This window comes from Alloalcanivorax marinus (assembly GCF_016785095.1).
Taxonomy (GTDB): domain Bacteria; phylum Pseudomonadota; class Gammaproteobacteria; order Pseudomonadales; family Alcanivoracaceae; genus Alloalcanivorax; species Alloalcanivorax marinus_A.
Window position 1 is genome coordinate 230,456 of the sequence record NZ_JAEKJB010000001.1, and the last position, 17,580, is coordinate 248,035.

At 69.7% G+C, this 17,580-nt stretch carries 15 protein-coding genes; 7 read left to right on the forward strand and 8 right to left on the reverse strand.

What is annotated here, in order from left to right:
- Positions 1-68 precede the first annotated feature (68 nt).
- The 3 genes from JF515_RS01050 to JF515_RS01060 all read left to right on the forward strand — a co-directional run bounded on the left by JF515_RS01050 (position 69) and on the right by JF515_RS01060 (position 4,495).
- A complete protein-coding gene (locus JF515_RS01050) occupies positions 69-1,022 on the forward strand; it encodes a helix-turn-helix transcriptional regulator (RefSeq protein WP_203100067.1) in 954 nt (317 codons plus the stop codon).
- Positions 1,023-1,139: 117 nt separating this feature from the next.
- A complete protein-coding gene (locus JF515_RS01055; protein WP_203100069.1) occupies positions 1,140-2,333 on the forward strand; it encodes an MFS transporter in 1,194 nt (397 codons plus the stop codon).
- 104 nt (positions 2,334-2,437) lie between these two features.
- A complete protein-coding gene (locus JF515_RS01060) occupies positions 2,438-4,495 on the forward strand; it encodes a TonB-dependent copper receptor (protein WP_203100078.1) in 2,058 nt (685 codons plus the stop codon).
- Here the strand turns inward: JF515_RS01060 and JF515_RS01065 are convergent.
- The 8 genes from JF515_RS01065 to JF515_RS01100 all read right to left on the reverse strand — a co-directional run bounded on the left by JF515_RS01065 (position 4,492) and on the right by JF515_RS01100 (position 14,158).
- On the reverse strand, positions 4,492-7,623 hold the full coding sequence (locus JF515_RS01065; RefSeq protein WP_203100080.1) for an efflux RND transporter permease subunit: 3,132 nt from the start codon (positions 7,621-7,623) through the stop codon (positions 4,492-4,494). The two genes, JF515_RS01060 and JF515_RS01065, sit on opposite strands and share 4 nt — an antisense overlap.
- Positions 7,620-8,765: an efflux RND transporter periplasmic adaptor subunit gene (locus JF515_RS01070; RefSeq protein WP_203100081.1), complete on the reverse strand. Its 1,146-nt coding sequence runs from the start codon at positions 8,763-8,765 to the stop codon at positions 7,620-7,622. The genes JF515_RS01065 and JF515_RS01070 overlap by 4 nt, the downstream gene beginning before the upstream one ends.
- 146 nt (positions 8,766-8,911) lie before the next feature.
- Positions 8,912-9,703 (reverse strand): heme ABC transporter ATP-binding protein, encoded by a 792-nt coding sequence (locus tag JF515_RS01075; RefSeq protein WP_203100082.1) that lies wholly within the window; start codon positions 9,701-9,703, stop codon positions 8,912-8,914.
- A 3-nt stretch (positions 9,704-9,706) separates the two neighbouring features.
- Positions 9,707-10,717: an iron ABC transporter permease gene (locus JF515_RS01080; protein WP_338015153.1), complete on the reverse strand. Its 1,011-nt coding sequence runs from the start codon at positions 10,715-10,717 to the stop codon at positions 9,707-9,709.
- On the reverse strand, positions 10,704-11,516 hold the full coding sequence (locus JF515_RS01085) for a heme/hemin ABC transporter substrate-binding protein (protein ID WP_203100084.1): 813 nt from the start codon (positions 11,514-11,516) through the stop codon (positions 10,704-10,706). The genes JF515_RS01080 and JF515_RS01085 overlap by 14 nt, the downstream gene beginning before the upstream one ends.
- Positions 11,517-11,524: 8 nt before the next feature.
- On the reverse strand, positions 11,525-12,136 hold the full coding sequence (locus JF515_RS01090; RefSeq protein WP_203100085.1) for a biliverdin-producing heme oxygenase: 612 nt from the start codon (positions 12,134-12,136) through the stop codon (positions 11,525-11,527).
- A 130-nt stretch (positions 12,137-12,266) separates the two neighbouring features.
- Positions 12,267-12,629: an RcnB family protein gene (locus JF515_RS01095; RefSeq protein ID WP_203100086.1), complete on the reverse strand. Its 363-nt coding sequence runs from the start codon at positions 12,627-12,629 to the stop codon at positions 12,267-12,269.
- A 128-nt stretch (positions 12,630-12,757) separates the two neighbouring features.
- A complete protein-coding gene (locus tag JF515_RS01100; RefSeq protein WP_203100087.1) occupies positions 12,758-14,158 on the reverse strand; it encodes a PLP-dependent aminotransferase family protein in 1,401 nt (466 codons plus the stop codon).
- Between the two features lie 279 nt (positions 14,159-14,437).
- Here JF515_RS01100 and JF515_RS01105 point away from each other — a divergent pair, with 279 nt between their 5' ends.
- Genes JF515_RS01105 through JF515_RS01120 form a run of 4 tightly spaced genes read left to right on the forward strand, consistent with a single transcriptional unit; the run spans position 14,438 to position 17,570 of the window.
- A complete protein-coding gene (locus tag JF515_RS01105) occupies positions 14,438-14,920 on the forward strand; it encodes an MSMEG_0572/Sll0783 family nitrogen starvation response protein (protein ID WP_203100088.1) in 483 nt (160 codons plus the stop codon).
- A 10-nt stretch (positions 14,921-14,930) separates the two neighbouring features.
- Complete coding sequence (locus JF515_RS01110; protein WP_203100090.1) at positions 14,931-15,971, forward strand: Nit6803 family nitrilase; 1,041 nt, start codon at positions 14,931-14,933, stop codon at positions 15,969-15,971.
- Entirely contained in the window at positions 15,928-17,031 is a 1,104-nt protein-coding gene (locus tag JF515_RS01115) for an MSMEG_0568 family radical SAM protein (RefSeq protein WP_203100092.1), read from the forward strand. The genes JF515_RS01110 and JF515_RS01115 overlap by 44 nt, the downstream gene beginning before the upstream one ends.
- Positions 17,028-17,570 (forward strand): MSMEG_0567/Sll0786 family nitrogen starvation N-acetyltransferase, encoded by a 543-nt coding sequence (locus tag JF515_RS01120; RefSeq protein WP_203100094.1) that lies wholly within the window; start codon positions 17,028-17,030, stop codon positions 17,568-17,570. The genes JF515_RS01115 and JF515_RS01120 overlap by 4 nt, the downstream gene beginning before the upstream one ends.
- Positions 17,571-17,580 lie beyond the last annotated feature (10 nt).

Consider the following 17,580-nt stretch of genomic DNA (forward strand, 5'->3'; position numbering starts at 1 on the left):
GTGCCCCGGCGGCCCCATCCTTATAGTTGATAACCATTCTCAACACCACCGATCATCCGGAGCCCTGCATGACGGCGATGCCCGCCCCTCGACGCTTCACCCTGTCCGACTATCAGCGTTTCGGTGAACGCCACGGCTTCGAATACCTTTGGCACGACCTGGAGGGCGACGACGACCCGTGCCTGGCGGAAGGCATGATGGAGGAAGTGACGGTGGCCGGCGGCCTGACGCTGGTGATCTCCGACGTGCTCAACCATCGACGTTATGGCGCCCGCTCCCTGATGGCCCCCGGTTTTACCTCGATCCTGCTGCTTGAGGGCCACGCCGAGGCCCGTTTGGGCGGTCGCGCCAAGCGGCTGACTCTCAATGACAACGACGCCATCACCGTCAGCCATGGCGACACCGAGGCGATGAGCGGTGAGCATCAGGCCGGCCTGCGCCTGCGCAGCGTATCGCTGCTGGCCCGGGAATCCACGCTCAGCAACCAGGCAGCGCCGGCGCCCCTGCGCCAGCGACTGGCCCGTGGCGGCTTCAGCCTGAACGGCTGGCGCGCCGATGGTCACCTTCGCGTGTTGGCGGAGAGCCTGTTCCAACCCCGCTGGGACGGCGGCCTCGGCCGCCTCTGGCAGGAAGGCGTGGCCCTGCAGATACTGGCCCAGGCGTTGTCCGTGGGAGACGATGCCACGCCGCCGCCAGCCCGGCTGAGCGAGCGCGACCGGCGCGCCCTGGCCCGTGTCCGGGAGGCACTGCACCAGCAACCGGAACACGACCACACCCTGGATGCCCTGGCGCGGCTGGCCTGTATGAGCAGCAGCACCCTGCGCCGCAAGTTCCGGTGCGCCTATGGGCAAAGCGTGTTCGATTACCTGCGCGACCGGCGCCTGGAGCGGGCCAGTCACGGCCTGCGCCGGGAAGGCTGGAGCGTGGAACAGGCGGCGGAACGCGCCGGCTACCGCCACGCCAATAACTTCGCCGCCGCCTTCAAACGGCGTTTCGGCATGGTCCCCAGCCGCTGGCGCTAGGGCCTGTTCACAGGCCCTAAAACGCGCGCCGCGCAGCGATTAGCGAACACCGGCCAGCGGCGGCGGCGATGGCCGACGGCGACAATATGGGGCCATTTTCAGCCTGGACCCACGCCCATGAGCCCTACCTCCCCCGCACCGGCTTTCCGCCTGTCTCCCCTGCTCGGCGCCTACCTGTGCTGCACCATGGCGATGATGGCCTTCGTCTCCCTGATCGGCCCGATCGCCCGCCAACTGGGTCTGCCGGCCTGGCAGGCGGGCACCGTGGTGTCGGTGGCCGGGGTACTGTGGATGCTGCTGTCACGGCCCTGGGGCGCCCTGAGTGACCGGCGTGGACGGCGGCCGGTGCTGCTCTCCGGTCTGGTCGGGTTCACCCTGGCCTATGGCGCGCTGTGCGCCTTTCTGATCGCCTGCCTGCGATGGGGCGCCGCGCCCCTGTGGGTGTTCGCCGGCCTGTTGCTGACCCGTGGCCTGGCCGGTGCCTTCTTCGCCGCCGTGCCCACCACCGGCCAGGCCCTGGTGGCGGATCATTTTCCCGTGGGCCGGCGCACCGGCGCCATGGCTTCACTGGGCGCCGCCAACGCCGTGGGCGTGGTGCTGGGGCCGGCGCTGGCCGCCCTGCTGGCCCGCCAGGGGCTGTGGTTGCCGCTGCTGGCCACCCCCGTGCTGCCCGTGCTGGCGCTGGCGCTGATCTGGCGTCTGCCGCGCACCGGGCCGGCGCGGGCCGATGACACGGCTTCCATCCTGCCCCTCGGCGACCGCCGTCTGCGCCGCCCCATGGTGGTGGCGTTCCTGGCCATGGGCACGGTGTCGATAGCACAGATCACGGTCGGTTTCTTCGCCATCGACCGTCTGCACCTGTCCCCGGAGGCGGCGGCCCGGGCGGCGGGCCTGGCGCTCACCGTGGTGGGCGTGGCGCTGATCCTGGCGCAGTTGCTGGTAAGGCGCCTGGGCTGGCCGCCGGCACCGCTGATCCGTACCGGCCTGCTGGTGGCCGCCGCCGGCTTCGCCCTGGTGGCCCGGAGCCACGATCACGTCACCCTGATGGCCGGTTTCTTCGTCGCCGGCGCGGGCATGGGCTGGGTGTTCCCGGCCTTCGCCGCGCTGGCCGCGAACGCCGTGGGACCCTCGGAACAGGGTGCCGCCGCCGGCTCCGTGGGCGCCGCCCAGGGCCTCGGTATCGTGCTTGGCCCGCTGGCCGGCAGCTTGTTCTATGAGATCGCGCCGGGGGTTCCCTACGCGGTGGCCGCCCTCGCCCTGGTGATCACGGCGCTGTGGCCGTTACCGGCGCGAACGGCGCAAGCCACCTGAGCGGTGAAGGGGCGGCGAAGGGACGGTGCGGCGTTATACCGCATCCACCCACGCCCCGGCCTTGCTAGAGTCTCGCGCGTTTTTGGACCGCGAGAGACCCAACCATGAAAGCACCCCATCGCCGCGCCGGCGCCCTGTTGCTCCTGGCCCCGGCCGCCACCCTGCACGCCGCCGAACCGACCGGCGACGCCACCACCGACCACCTTCTGGCACCGGTGGTGATTACCTCGGTGGCGCCGTCGTCCCCGCTCACCCTGGAAACCGACCCGGGCGAGCCACGCCAGCCGGTGCCGGCCAGCGACGCCGCCGACTATCTGAAGACCATCCCCGGTTTCTCGGCGGTGCGCAGCGGTGGCAGCAACGGCGATCCGGTGCTGCGTGGCCAGTTCGGCTCGCGGCTTAACCTGCTGGTGGACGGCGGCGAGATGATCGGCGCCTGCCCCAACCGCATGGACGCGCCCAGCTCCTACATTGCCCCGGAAACCTACGACCGGCTGACCGTGATCAAGGGCCCGCAAAGCGTGCAGTGGGGGCCCACCGGCTCCGCCGGCACGGTGCTGTTCGAGCGTGAGCCGCTGTATTTCAGCACCGCCCACCAGTCACTCAACGCCGCCTTCCTGGCCGGTTCCCACGGTCGCCGGGACCAGGTGCTGGACGCCACCCTGGGCGACCGCCCCGGTTACCTGCGTTTCAGCGGCAACCACGGCGAAGCGGACGACTACCGGGATGGCCATGGCGAACGGGTGCCATCAAGCTGGGAGAAATGGAACGCCGATGTCAGCGCCGGCTGGACGCCCACCCCGGACGCCCTGATCGAGCTGCGCGCCGGGCGCGGCGACGGCGAAGCCCGCTACGCCGGGCGCGGCATGGACGGCAGCCAGTTCGATCGGGAAAGCCTGGGCCTGCGCTGGCGCTTCGGCGCCCTCGGCGAGGTGCTGGAACGCATCGAGGGTCAGGTCTACTACAACTACGCCGACCATGTGATGGACAACTACAGCCTGCGCACGCCCTCCGGCACCGGCATGATGGCCGGTCCCATGGCCGCCAACGTGGACCGGCGCACCCTGGGCGCCCGGCTCAAGGGCACCTGGCTGTGGCAAGGTACCGAGCTGGTCGCCGGAGTGGACGCCCAGACCAGCACCCACCGGGAACGCAGCGCCATGGGCGTGGACGCCTACCACGCCGAGCCCTGGACCAAGGACGCCGAGTTCCAGCGCCATGGCGCCTTCGCCGAGTTGACCCGGCATCTGAACGGCCCGGCGCGACTGATCGCCGGCGCCCGCCTGGACCACCACACGGTGGAGGACCACCGCGCCACCCTGGGCGGCGGCATGGGCATGCCAATGGCCAACCCCACCGCCGGCGACGAACGCCGGGACACCCTGCCCTCCGGCTTCCTGCGCTACGAGCGCGACCTGCCGGCCCGGGGCGCCACCCTCTACGCCGGCCTGGGCCACGCCCAGCGCTTCCCGGACTACTGGGAGCTGTTCTCCCCGGACGCCGGCCCGGCGGCCAGCGCCAACGCTTTCGACGGCGTCGAGCCGGAGAAGACCACCCAGCTCGACCTGGGCGCCCAGTACCGGAGCGACGCCCTGGACGCCTGGGTGTCCGCCTATGTGGGGCGCATCGAGGACTACATTCTGTTCCGCTACCAGGACGGCATGATGGGCGCCACCAGTCAGGCGGACAATGTGGACGCGCGCATCATGGGTGGTGAGCTGGGCGCCACCTGGCGCTTCGCCGACCATTGGAGCGCCGACGCCAGCCTGGCCTATGCCCGTGGCGACAACCGGGACGACGGCGAACCGCTACCGCAGATCCCGCCGCTGGAAAGCCGCCTGGGGCTGAACTACCAGCGTGGCGACTGGAGCGCCGCCGCCCTGGCCCGGCTGGTGGACGGCCAGCACCGCATCGACGCCGGCAACGGCACCGTGGTGGGCCGGGACCTGGGCGACAGCGGCGGCTTCGCCACCCTGGCCCTGAACGGCGCCTGGCGCGTGAACCGTAGCCTGCGACTGAGCGCCGGCGTCGACAACCTGTTCGACCGCGCCTACGCCGAGCACCTGAACCTGGCCGGCAACGCCGGCTTCGGCTTCCCCGGTGACGAGCGCATCAACGAACCGGGCCGCACCGTCTGGGCGCGGATGGATCTGACGTTCTAGGGCCGCCCGGTGTCCCGGTCCGGCGCGCCGCTGACCCGTTCGGTGAGTGTCTGCACCAGCACATACAGGCCGGGGATAAGAATAATCCCCACCAGGGTCGCCGCCAGCATGCCGCCGAACACGGTGGTGCCCAGGGCGCGGCGGGCCCCGGACCCGGCGCCGGTGGCGAACACCAGCGGCAGGATGCCGAGAATGAACGACAGGGCCGTCATCATCACCGCCCGGAAGCGCTGCTCGGCGGCGATGCGCGCCGCCGCCTGGATGGACTGGCCGGCCTGCTCCCGTTGCACGCGGGCGAACTCCACGATCAGGATGGCGTTCTTGGCGGCCAGGCCGATCAACAGCACCATGCCGATCTGCGCGTACAGGGAATTGGCCTGGCCCGATACCCACAGGGCGAGCGCCGCGCCGGCCACCGCCACGGCCAGCGACAGCAGGATGCTCACCGGCAGGGTCCAGCTCTCGTACTGGGCCACCAGAAACAGATAGGCGAACACCAGCGCCAGGGCGAACACCAGCAGCGACGAGCCGGCGGTCTGCTTTTCCTGAAACGACAGGCCGGACCACTCGAAGGCATAACCCGCCGGCAGTTCACGGTCGGCCAGCGCTTCCACCGCCTCGAGGGCATCCCCGGAGCTCACCCCCGGGGCGGCGGCGCCGTTCACCGGCGCCGCCACATAACGGTTGTAGCTGGACAGCGAATAGGGAGCCAGCACGGTGCGCACGCTGGCCAGCACCCGCAACGGCACCATTTCACCCTGGTCATTGCGCACCCGTACCGCGAGCACGTTTTCCGGGTAGGCCCGGAAGTCGGCGTCGGCCTGCACGCTGACCTGGAAGATGCGGCCTTCGTGGGTGAAGTCGTTGACGTAGCGGCTGCCGAACACCGCCCCCAGGGTGGAATAGATGCGCGCCACCGGCACCCCCATGGCCTGGGCGCGGTCGCGATCCACATCCAGGTAGAGCTGCGGCACGTCGGCGCTGAACGCACTGGTGGCGCCGGCGACTTGGGGCAAGGCGTTCACGCCGGCGAGAAAGGCGCGGGTCACCTGGGCCAGTTGTTCCGGAGGCTGGCCCTGCAAAGCCTGCAAGCGCAGGTCGAAACCACCCACCGCCCCCACGCCGGGGATCGGCGGCGGCGAAAACACCGAAACGATGGCACCGGGCAGCACGCCCAGCTCCCCCTGAATGCGTGACTGCAACGCATCCAGGCGCAGCGACCGTTCCTCCCGCTCGCTCCACGGATCCAGGGTCACCAGCATGAAACCGCCATTGGGGCTGGAGGCGCTCTGCAACAGGCTGAAACCGGCCACCGAGATCACGTTCTCCACCCCCGGCGTCGCCAGCAGGCGCTCCTCCACGTCACTGATCAACGCCGTGGTGCGTTGCAGGGAGGCGCCGTCGGGCAGGCGGACATCCACGAACAGCGCGCCCTGATCCTCGTCCGGCAAAAAGCTGGAAGGCAGGCCCGAAAACGCCAGCAGAGCCACCGCGACAGCCAGGGCGATCCCCAGCGCGGCGGCCCACCAGTAGCCCACCAGACGTTCCACCAGCCGCGCATAGCCGCCCCGCACCCGGTCCAGCCCATCGGAAAACAAACGCAACGGCCCGCGCGCCGGGCGCGGTGGGCGCAGCAGGGTGGCGCACAGGGCCGGGCTGAGCGTCAGGGCCAGTACCGAGGACAACACCATGCTCGACGACAGCGTCACCGCGAACTGGCGGTACAACTGGCCATTGATGCCGGGAATGAAAGCGGTGGGCACGAACACCGCCAGCAGCACCAGGGTGGTGGAGATCACCGGGCCGGTGACCTGCCCCATGGCCTTCCAGGTGGCCTCCGGCGCGGGCAGCCCTTCCTCCTCCATGATCCTCTGCACGTTCTCCAGCACCAGAATGGTGTCATCCACCAGCACGCCGATGGCCAGGATCATCGCCAACAAGGTCACCGTGTTGGCGGAATAACCCACCGCCAGCAACACCGCGAAACTGGCGATCAACGACACCGGTACCGTCAGCGACGGGATCAGCGTGGAGCGCCAGTCGCGCAGGAATACGAACACCACCGCCACCACGATCAGGAAAGTGACGATGAAAGTGATGATGATCTCGCGGATAGTGACGTCCACGAAGCGGGTGGCGTCGTACACCGTGCGGTACTCGAAATCCTCCGGGAAGGTGGCGGCCAGACGCTGCAACTCGGCGCGCACTCCCGCCGCCGTGTCCACCGCGTTGGAACCCGGCGCCTGGTTGATGCTGAGCATGGCGGTCTGCTGGCCATTGAGCAGCGCGCTGGCGCTGTAGCTACGGGCCCCCAGCTCCACGCGACCGACGTCGCGCAGTCGCACGATACCGCCATCGGGATCGGAGCGAATCACGATGTTCTCGAAGGACTCCGGGTCCGAGAGGCTGCCCTGGGCGGTCAGCGTGTACTCCAGCGCCATGCCGTCCGGCGCCGGTTCACCCCCCACCTGGCCAAGGGACGCCTGCACGTTCTGGGTCTGGATCGCCGTTGCCACGTCCTCCGGGGTCAGCGACAGGGCCGCCAGACGACCGGGGTCGATCCAGATACGCATGGCGTATTCGGAGGTCCCCACCACCGAGGCCTGGCCGACGCCTGGCACCCGGGCAATCACATCGACGATGTTATTCGAGGCGTAGTTGGACAGGGCCAGCGCATCCATGGCGCCACCCGGCGAAATGAAGCCGATGGCCATCATGAAATCCGGGGAACTGGTGTTCACCGTGACCCCCTGCTCGGTCACGGAGGCGGGCAGCCGGGTCAGCGCCGACTGCAGCCGGTTTTGCACGTTGATACGGGCCAGATCCGGGTCGGTGCCCACCGCGAAGGTCACCGACAATGAATAGGTGCCGGCGTTGGAGGCGTTGGACGACATATACAGCATGCCATCCACGCCATTGACGGCTTCCTCGATGGGGCCTCCCACCGCCTCGGAGATCACCTGGGCACTGGCGCCGGGGTAGACCGCCGACACCTGCACGGTGGGCGGTGACATATCCGGATACTGGGTCACCGGAATGGCGCGCAACGCCAGGGCACCGGCCAGGAACATGACGATCGCCACCACCAGGGCGACCCGGGGGCGACGGATGAACACCCCGGAGATCATGGCTGCTCCGGAGCCGCGTTACCGGCCGGGCCGGCCTCGCTTTCGGTCACCGGCACGCCATCGGCGAGGCGCTGCGTGCCCTGCACCACCACGCGCTCACCGGCGCTCAGGCCATCACGGACGAACCAGCCCCGGTCATGGCGCTCGCCGGTGACGATACGGCGCTGCCGGGCCACCCCCTGGTCATCGATGACGAACACATATTCGCCCTCGCGATCACGCAGAACCGCCGACTGCGGCACCAGCGGCGCCGACTCCGCCCGAGCCGCGCCGATCAGCAGCGTGACGTACTGGCCGGGCACCAGCAGGCCGTCGGGGTTATCAAAACGAGCCAGGAACCCGAGCAGGCCGGTGCCCGGGTTGATTTCATTGCCCACCACGGCCAGCGTGCCGTGTCCCGGGTAAAGGCTGTTATTGGGCAGACGCAGGCGCATCGACACCGACGCCGGGTCCAGGTCATCCAGGGGGCCATACCGCTGCCGGAGAGAGACCACCTGCCCTTCCGGCAGGTCGAACGCCACGTAAACCGGATCGGTACGCACGACCCGGGCCAGCGCGCCCGACCCGGGACCGGCCAGATTGCCCCGGGTCAGCGCCGGCGCGCTGATCTGACCGGTGATCGGCGACGGCAGGTGGGTGTCGGCCAGGTCCAGGCGCGCGGCCCGGACTTGCGCCTCGGCGGTTTGCACCTCCGCCTCGGCGACCCGCAATGCCGCCTCCGCCTCGTCCAGGGAGGCCCGCGACACGGTGCCTCTCCGGGCCAGCGTGCGCATGCGCTCGTGGTTCTGGCGAGCGTTGTCACGGCTGGCCCGGGCCCGCGCCAGCCCGGCTTCGGCGGCGGCCAGCGCCGCCTCGTAACGGCGCGGGTCCAGGGAGAACAAAAGATCGCCCTCTTCCACCTGTTCACCACCGGTGAACGCTACCTCGGCGATCACCCCCTCTACCTGGGCGCGCACATCCACCGCCTCGATGGCCCGTACCCGGGCGACGAATTCCGTGCTCCGATCACGGGATTGCTCGGTGACCGCGCCGGTGACCACCGGCACCGCCGGGCCTGCTCCCTTCGCCACCGCGCCGGCGCCGGCGAGCAGCAGTGCCACCACCAGCGAGACCGCGCGCGGCACCGTGATTGCCTTATGCATTCCTAACAACCCCTTTTATCCGTCCTGGCCCGGCTTGCCCCACCGCGGCCGGGTCAACGGGCCGGATAGTACCGCACGGCCCCACCGAAACCCAGACGGGCGCCGGCGCGACACCTCCTCGACTGGTCGAGGGAGCGGCGTGGGGGTCAACCAGGGGGCAGAGCGCCCTCCACGTGCAACACCGGTCCATCCGGGTGATCGAGCCAGCGACTGCGCAGGCCATAGACAGCGGCCAGCCGCTCCGGGGTGAGCACCCGGGCCGGTGCGTCGTCCGCCAGCAGGCGGCCCCGGTCCAGCATCAACACCCGCGAGGCGAAGGCATTGGCCAGGGTCAGGTCGTGGCACACCAGCACGATCAGATAGTCGCCCTGCTCGGCCAGCGCCGCCAGGGTTTCCAGCACCCGGTACTGCTGGGCCGGGTCCAGCGCCGAGGTGCTTTCGTCCAACAGCAGCAGGCGCGGCCCCGGGGTTTCCCAGATCTGCGCCAGCACGCGGGCCAGATGCACCCGTTGCTGCTCGCCACCGGACAGCGACGGATAGGCCCGCCCACGCAGGTGGGCGACGCCGAAGCGGTCCAGCAGGTGCGCCACCAGCGGGTCGTTGGCGTTGCCGTGGCGGCGCCCGGGCAGGCCCAGGGCCACCACTTCATCGGCGCGCACCGGGAACCCCACCGGCGTGTGTTGCAACATCACCGAGCGACGCCGCGCCAGTTCCGACAGCGGCCAGTCCGGCAGCGGCCTGCCGTGCAGGGTCACGGCGCCGGCGTCCGGGGTAAGATCGCCGGCCAGGGCTCGCATCAGGGTGGACTTGCCGGCGCCGTTGGGGCCCAGCAGGGCCAGGCGCTCGCCGGCGCGGGCCTGGAAGCTCACCTCCGAGAGCAGCGCACGATCACCGGCGCGCACGGTCACGCCGGCCACGTTCAGCAGCGTATCGGTCATCGCTCAGACTCCGTTGCGGCGCAGCAGCAGCACCAGGAAGAAAGGACCGCCTAGCAACGCCATCACCAGGCCGATGGGCAATTCCGCCGGTGCCACCAGGGTGCGCGCCAGGGTATCGGCGAACACCGTGAGCAAGGCGCCGAGCACCCCGGCACCGGGGATCAGCCAACGGTGATCGACGCCGATCAACAAGCGCACCAGGTGTGGCGCCACCAGGCCGACGAAGCTGATCTGCCCGGCGGCGGCCACCGCCGCGCCCACCGACACCGCCCCCAGCACCATCACCGCGCGCTTGGCCCGGGGCACCGCGTGGCCCAGATGCAGGGCCGCCTGCTCGCCCAGCATCAAGCCGTTGAGCGGCCGTGCCAGCAGCGGCATCAGCACGATGCCGGCCAGCAGCCAGGGCGCCACCAGGGCGACGTCGGACCAGCGACTGTGCGCCAGGCTGCCCATGGCCCAGAACGTCAGGGTGCGCAGTTCGTTGTCATCGGCCAGGAAGGTGAGCACGCCGGTCAGCGCCATGGCGATGGCGCCGATGGCGATGCCCGCCAGCAGCAACAGGGCGACACGGGTCTCGCCGCCCCGGGAAGCGATGCGCCACATCAGGAAGGTGGTCACCAGGGCACCGGTGAAGGCGGCCAGCGGGATCGCCTGGTGGCCCAGGGCGCCACCGCCGAGCACGATCACCGCCACGGCGCCGAGGGCGGCGCCGGCGGAAATACCGATCAGGCCGGGGTCGGCGAGGGGGTTGCGGAACAGCCCCTGAAGGGCCGCGCCGGTGGACGCCAACGCCGCTCCCACCAGAGTGGCCATGATGATGCGAGGCAGGCGCAGATCGCGCACCACCCGGTAGCCGGGCTCATCACCGGCGCCCCAGAGCCCCTGCCACAGGGTCGCCGGCGCCACCGACAGCGGGCCGGCCAGGGCGGCGATGACCATGCCCAACGCCAGCAGCGCGGCGAGCGCGCCAAGGGTCGGCGCCACCGGCCAGCGCCGGGGCTCAGCCTCCCTCACCGGTGACCACCTCCAGGACGTCTTCCATGGCGTCCGGCAGGCGCGGGCCGAAGCCCAGCAGGCGCATGCCATCGGCCACCAGCACCCGGCCATGGGCACCGGCATCCGTGCTTTCCAGCAAGGGCAACTGTTCCGGCTGGAAGCTGCCGGGGCGGGTCTCGGCGATGATGATCAACTGCGGGTCCGCGGCCAGCACCGCTTCCGCGTTGAGTGGCTTGTAGCCCTCCCCTTCCGCCACATTGGGCAGCCCCAGGGCATCCAGCAGGGCCTGGCCCTGGGTGCCCTTGCCCGCCACCTGCACGCCGTGGCGGCCAGCGGACAACACCAGCAGGGTGCGCGGCGGGTCCGCCAGCGGCAGCCGTTCATCCAGGGTCGCGAAGCGCTCGCGCAGCTCGGCGTTCAGTTGCTCGCCGCGCTCTTGCAGATCCAGCGCCTCGGCGACCTGCTCGACCCGGGCCAGCAGCCCGGTCGGGCTCCACTCCGGATCGATCACGCGTACTTCCGTGGCCTGCTTCAACTGAGCCACCGCCGGCGGCGGGCCGGCCTCCCCGGACAGCAGCACCAGATCCGGCCTCAGGGCCAGGGTGCCCTCCACCGGCAGCGCCCGCACATAGCCCAGCTTGGGCAGTTGCCGCGCCGCCGCCGGGTAATTGCTGGTGGAGTCCACCGCCACCAGCCGCTCGCCGGCATCCAGCGCGTAGACGATCTCGGTCAATTCACCGCCGGCCACCACCAGACGCTGCTGGGCCTGGCCGGCCACCGCCATGCACAGTGCCAGCAGCCCGATCAGAACTCGCATGCCATCCCTCATGCCATTACCGCTTCCACGGATTCGCGCACGAACGCGAACGCGGCCCGGGCGCCGCGCACCGCCTGGTCCTGCCCGGCGTCGCCCAGCCCCAGCTCATCAAGCTGGGCCTTGAAACGCTTCCAGTGCAGGCCGCGACCGTCCGGATGGCCGGCCAGATGACGGGCGCCGAAGTCGGCGCTCAGATCCAGCTCCTGCTGGGCGCGCTTGAACAGAAAGGCGGCCCCCAGATTGGAGCCCTCGTTGGTGTACAGCCAGCCGATCACGGCGTCGCCGTCTTCGATGGCCGCCGCCCGACCGGCGGCGCGGTCCGCCTCGATGTCGGCCTCGGCGATGCCCAGATCACGGCAATCCGCCTCGATCAGATCCACCCGGCTGCGCTCCAGCAGCCCCGGAAACCGTTGCTGCAGATCATCGCGCTCATAGAGCGGCGCGGTGGCGGTCTGGAAACGCAGCTGCACGCGCAGGAAACGGGCGTAGTGCGCGCGGTCCAGGAACGGCGACAGGGCGCTGATGCGGCTGTCCAGCGCGTCGTGGATGGCGTGGGTTTCCTGCTTGAGGCGGGCGGACAGAGTGCGGTCCGCTTGGGCGGGGTCGGCAAGCGTGGTCATCGGCTGTTCCTCGTGGTTATCCATGAAACGAGCCCGGGTTAAACCCGGGCCCTACCACTAAAGACGAACAGCTCGCGGATTTTCCTCACCGGAATGGTGAAATTCTGGCGCCGGCCATTGATCAGCCCACTTAGTGGACGCCGATCACCGATACGATCACCCCGGTGGTAATGGCGATCAGCACGAAATCATTGTCCACCTTGACCCAGCGGCGATCCTTGCCGGGCGCCGGCAGATCGTGGTGGCGCCAGTCATCGACGACGTGGCGATCACCCCGGTAGGCCTCCGGCAACCGATCCCCCTGGTGCCAGCCGGCGGGGTCCCGCTTGGAGGCGGCGGGAGCCGGTCGTGCTTCCGGGCCGGCCTGGTGATGCTCGGGGGCCGCGTTGCCACGGTGGTCGGGCTCATCCCCCGGGCGCGGGCCGGCCCAGGCGGTGGTCAGGCTGCCCAGGCTCAGGCACAGAATAAGAAGGTTGCGGGTGCGTGCGTTCATGACGGTGTCTCCGTTGGGTACGTACCACCACCCTGCCCGCTCAACGCGCAAGAAATGCGCCCGCTTTGTGCAAATAATCAGAAGCCACCACGGCCCCGCCCCGGGGTTTCGCTCAAAATGGGTTTCGCTCAAAAAAAGCCGGCGCTGGCGGCGCCCGGCTGTTCCAGAGCGTCGGCGATCAGATGCAGGGCCTGGGCCAGGTCCTGACGGCTGGCGGGACCGCCCAGGCACAGGCGCACCGCCTCCGGCGGCTTGCCATTGACGGCGAAGGCGTCGCTGACCACCACGTTGATGTTCTGGGCGCGCAGCCGGGCGGCGAACGCCACCCGGCTCCAGGCCTCGGGCATCTTCAACCACACATGGAACGCCTCCGGATGGGAGCGGTAATCGGCGCCGGCGAGAATCTCGGTGACCAGCGCCTGGCGGGCCTGGGATTCCTGGCGGGTCAGCGACAGCGCCAGATCGGCGGTGCCGTCCTGCACCCAGCAGGAGGCCAGCGCGGCGGTGATCGGCGAGGCCATCACGGTGGTGGCACGCAGGGTCACGGTGAGCCGGGACCGCACCCGGGCCGAGGGCAACGCCAGGTAGGCCACGCGCAGACCGGCCCCCAGGGATTTACTGAATCCGCACAGATAGTAGGTCAGCTCCGGCACCAGGCTGGCCAGGGCCGGCGGTCGGTGGCTGGGCAGCAAACCATAGGCGTCGTCCTCGATGATCGGCAGGTTGTGCTTGCGGGCGATCTGCGCCACCCGGTGGCGGCGTTCCTCGCTGAGCGTCACCGCCGCCGGGTTGAGCAGCACCGGGTTGCAGTACAGCGCCTTGGGGTGGTGTTCGGCGCACAACCGCGCCAGCGCGTCCGGGTCGAAACCGTCGTCATCCAGCGGCAACCCCACCAGGCGGATGCCGAGCTGGCCGGCGATGGCGCGCAGACCCGGATAGGTCAGGGACTCGCACAGCACCACGTCGCCGGGCCGCGCCAGGCTGCCGAGCACCGCCAGCAGCGCGCTCTGCACCCCCGGGCACACCAGCACCCGGTCCTCGCTGACGCGCAGGGGCCGGCGTTGCAGCCAGGCCACCGCCGCGTCCCGGTCCTCGGCGGACCCGCCGAACTCCTGGTAACGCATCAGCGGCTGCAGATCCGGCCCCAGGGCTCGCAGGCCCGCTTCCATGCGCTCTCGCAGCAGCGGGTCGCGAGGCTCCGGCGGCAGATTCATGGTCATGTCCACGGCGCGGGCGGCGCTGGCGCTACGCCGGCTGAGCCGGCCCGGCTGGCAGACAAAGGACCCCTGCCCCACCCGCGAGTAGATCAACCCGCGCCGCTGGGCCTCGTTGTAGGCCCGCGACACGGTGGCGTAGTTGAGGCTAAGCGCCGCCGCCAGGTCACGCAGCGGCGGCAGTCGTTCACCCACGGTAAGCCGACCGGCCAGGATATCGTCGCCGATGGCGTCGGCGATGCGCAGGTAGACCGCCTTGCCGCCGGTTTTGAGTTGCGGCCGCCAGCCGTCCTTTTTCGCACTATCGATGGTCATGCTCTGCACCAGGGTTGTTCACCGGCGCCGGGGGATGTCCGGCGCCGCGTACCGCTTTGATTGGTCGCCGGCCCGGGGCGCCGTCCGCATACCCCGGCCAAACGCCGCCCATTGGGCCACAACAGCCCAAACCAATCAATCAATTTAATACTTGATTGGCATCTTGATTGCAGTTGTTTGAGTGCCCGATCCCGGGCCATGCGCCGGCGCCCCGCGCCGGTGCGCGACACCCGACATACGCAGACACACGACATACGACATACGCAGAGGGAGGCGGCTATGCCCACCGTAGAAAAAGCAGCGCATCAAAAAGGCGATTTCTTCGTCGACTACGAAGAGAAGGTGTTCGAGGACGTCAAGGCGGAACCCGGCGAGAAGGCGCTGGTAACCTTCCATACCGTGGCGTTCGAAGGCTCCATTGGCCTGGTCAACATGCTTCAGGCGACGCGCCTGCTGCGCAAGGGGTTTGATACCTCGGTGCTGCTGTACGGCCCCGGTGTCACCCTGGGCTTGCAGCGGGGTTTCCCGACCCTGGGCGACGAGGCCTTCCCGGGCCATCTGGCGGTCAACAACCAGCTCACCAAATTCATGGGCGAAGGCGGCAAGGTGTATGCCTGCCGGTTCGCGTTGCAGGCTCTTTACGGCCATGGCGAGCCATCATTGATTGAGGGGATAACACCAATCAATCCTCTGGACGTGCTCGACCTGGTGCTGCTGCACCGCCGGGACAACGCCTTCATCCTCGACACCTGGACCCTGTAAGGAGGGCGCCATGAGCGAGGCAAGGATGGTACGGGCGGCGGCGGCGCAAATCGCGCCGGATCTGGAGACCGCCGGCGGCACCCTGGACAAGGTCCGCGAGTGGATCGACGACGCCGCCGAACAGGGTGTGCAATTGCTCGTTTTCCCCGAAACCCTGGTGCCCTACTACCCCTACTTCTCGTTCGTGCGCCCCCCGGCGCTCTCCGGCCCGGACCATCTCGCCCTGTACCAGCGGGCGGTGACGGTGCCGGGCCCGGAGATCGACCGGGTCGCCGAGCGCGCCCGCCACCACGGCATGGTGGTGGTGCTGGGCGTCAACGAACGGGACCGGGGCACGCTCTACAACACCCAGGTGGTGTTGGACGGCGACGGTCGGCTGTTGCTCAAACGTCGCAAGATCACCCCCACCTACCACGAACGCATGATCTGGGGTCAGGGCGACGCCAGTGGCCTGCAAGTGGTGGACAGCGCCGTGGGCCGGATTGGCGCGCTGGCCTGCTGGGAGCATTACAACCCGCTGGCCCGCTACGCGCTGATGACCCAGCACGAGGAAATCCACTGCGGCCAGTTTCCCGGCTCCATGGTGGGGCCGGTGTTCGCCGATCAGATCGAGGCGGCCATGCGCCATCACGCCGCCGAGTCCGGCTGCTTCGTGGTCAACGCCACCGGCTGGCTGGAGGACCACCAGATCAGCGCCATCACCGACGACCCGGCCCAACAAAAGGCCCTGCGCGGCGGTTGCATGACGATGATCGTGTCGCCGGAGGGCAAGGTGCTGGGCGAGCCGGTCACCGAGGGCGAGGGGCTGTGCGTGGCGGACCTGGACATGGCCCTGATTCTTAAGCGCAAGCGGATGATGGATTCCGTGGGGCATTACGCCCGCCCGGAATTACTGAGTCTGCTGATCGACCGCCGTCCGGCGGCCCCCGTTCATGACCTGAACGATTTGCACGACCTTCACGGCCCGCGCGGCGACGCCGCCGGGGCCTCCATCGGGAGCGATGAGCATGAGCAGCAAGAGTACCCGCTTCAATCAGCGGCTCATCAATGAGCTGCAGACCCGGGGCGTGCGGCTGAGCGATCCGGCCGCCGGCGCCCCCAGCCGGCGTGGCGGCGCCGGCCCCTCCGACCACAAGGCGGTGGAAATCGGCGGCAAGGTGGTGATGATTCCGGTGCACACCGCCGGCGCCGGCGACTCCCCCTATGAACTGGACGGCCGCCGGGTCACCCGGGGCGGCGAGGAGATCGCGCGCATGGCGTTCACCGACCGGCCGCGTTTCTACGATCTGAGCACCGCCGACGGCGTACCCTACTCCCACATCGCCACCCTGCACGGCAAGGACGTGCTCGCCACCACCGTGTTGCAGACCTGCATCCGTTACAACAACCGCAAGGTGTCCTGTCAGTTCTGCGCCATCGGCCAGTCCCTGGACGAGGGCCGCACCATCGCCCACAAAACGCCGGCGCAACTGGCCGAGGTGGCGAAAGCGGCGGTGGAACTGGACGGCGTCAAACACATGGTGATGACCACCGGCACCCCGAATCTGCAGGATCGCGGTGCCCGGGTGCTGTGCGACAGCGCCAGCGCCGTGCGCGCCGCCGTGAACCTGCCGATCCAGGGCCAGTGCGAGCCGCCGGACGACCGCGCCTGGTTCCGGCGGCTGCGCGACAGCGGCATCGAAAGCCTGGGCATGCACCTGGAAATCGCCACCCCGGCCCTGCGCGAGAGGATCATGCCGAGCAAGGCGTCGATCAGCGTGGACCAGTACCTGGAGGCGTTCGCCGACGCCGTGGATGTGTTCGGGCGCGGCCAGGTAAGCACCTATCTGCTGGCCGGCCTGGGCGACACGGTGGAAGACACCCTCGCCCTGTGCCGGCGGCTGGTGGCGCTGGGCGTATACCCGTTCGTGGTGCCGTTCGTGCCGATTTCCGGCACCCCGCTGGAACATCACCCTTCGCCCTCGGCGGTGCATATGCGCCGTATTCTGGAGCCGCTGGGCGCGCTGCTGCGCGGCGGCGGCCTGCGCTCGGCGGACATCAAGGCCGGCTGTGGCCGCTGCGGCGCCTGCTCGTCGCTGTCCGCCTTCGAGGACGTGGAGCAAGCCTCATGATCCTGGAGCCGGTGACCCCGTTCCGCAGCCGCGAGTACGCGGTGAAGCTCACCTCCGAGGCCTGGGAATACCAGGCCGCCCGTGACCTGCGTCGCCGGGTGTTCTGCCACGAGCAGGGCCTGTTCGACGGCGATGATGGTGATCCGCTGGACCGTCGCGCTCTGACCATCGTGGCGCTGGCCTATGTGGCCGGCGGCCCGGACGAGGTGGTCGGCACGGTGCGCATCCACAGCGACCGGCCCGGTATCTGGTATGGCTCCCGGCTGGCGGTGGCGCGTGGTTACCGGCGAGATGCCCATCTGGGCAGCGCCCTGATCCGGCTGGCGGTGGGCAGCGCCCGGGCGCGCGGTTGCGAGGCGTTCTTCGCCCAGGTGCAGGCCGTCAACGAACCCTTGTTCCGCGCCCTCCACTGGGACAGCCTTCGGCCCCTGGCCCTGCACGGTCGCGATCACGTGCTGATGCGCGCGCGCCTGTCCCACTACCCGCCGCTGCCGGACGGTCGGCTGCCACTGCTGGCCACCAGCCGGCAGGCATCCTAGGGAGGTCCGC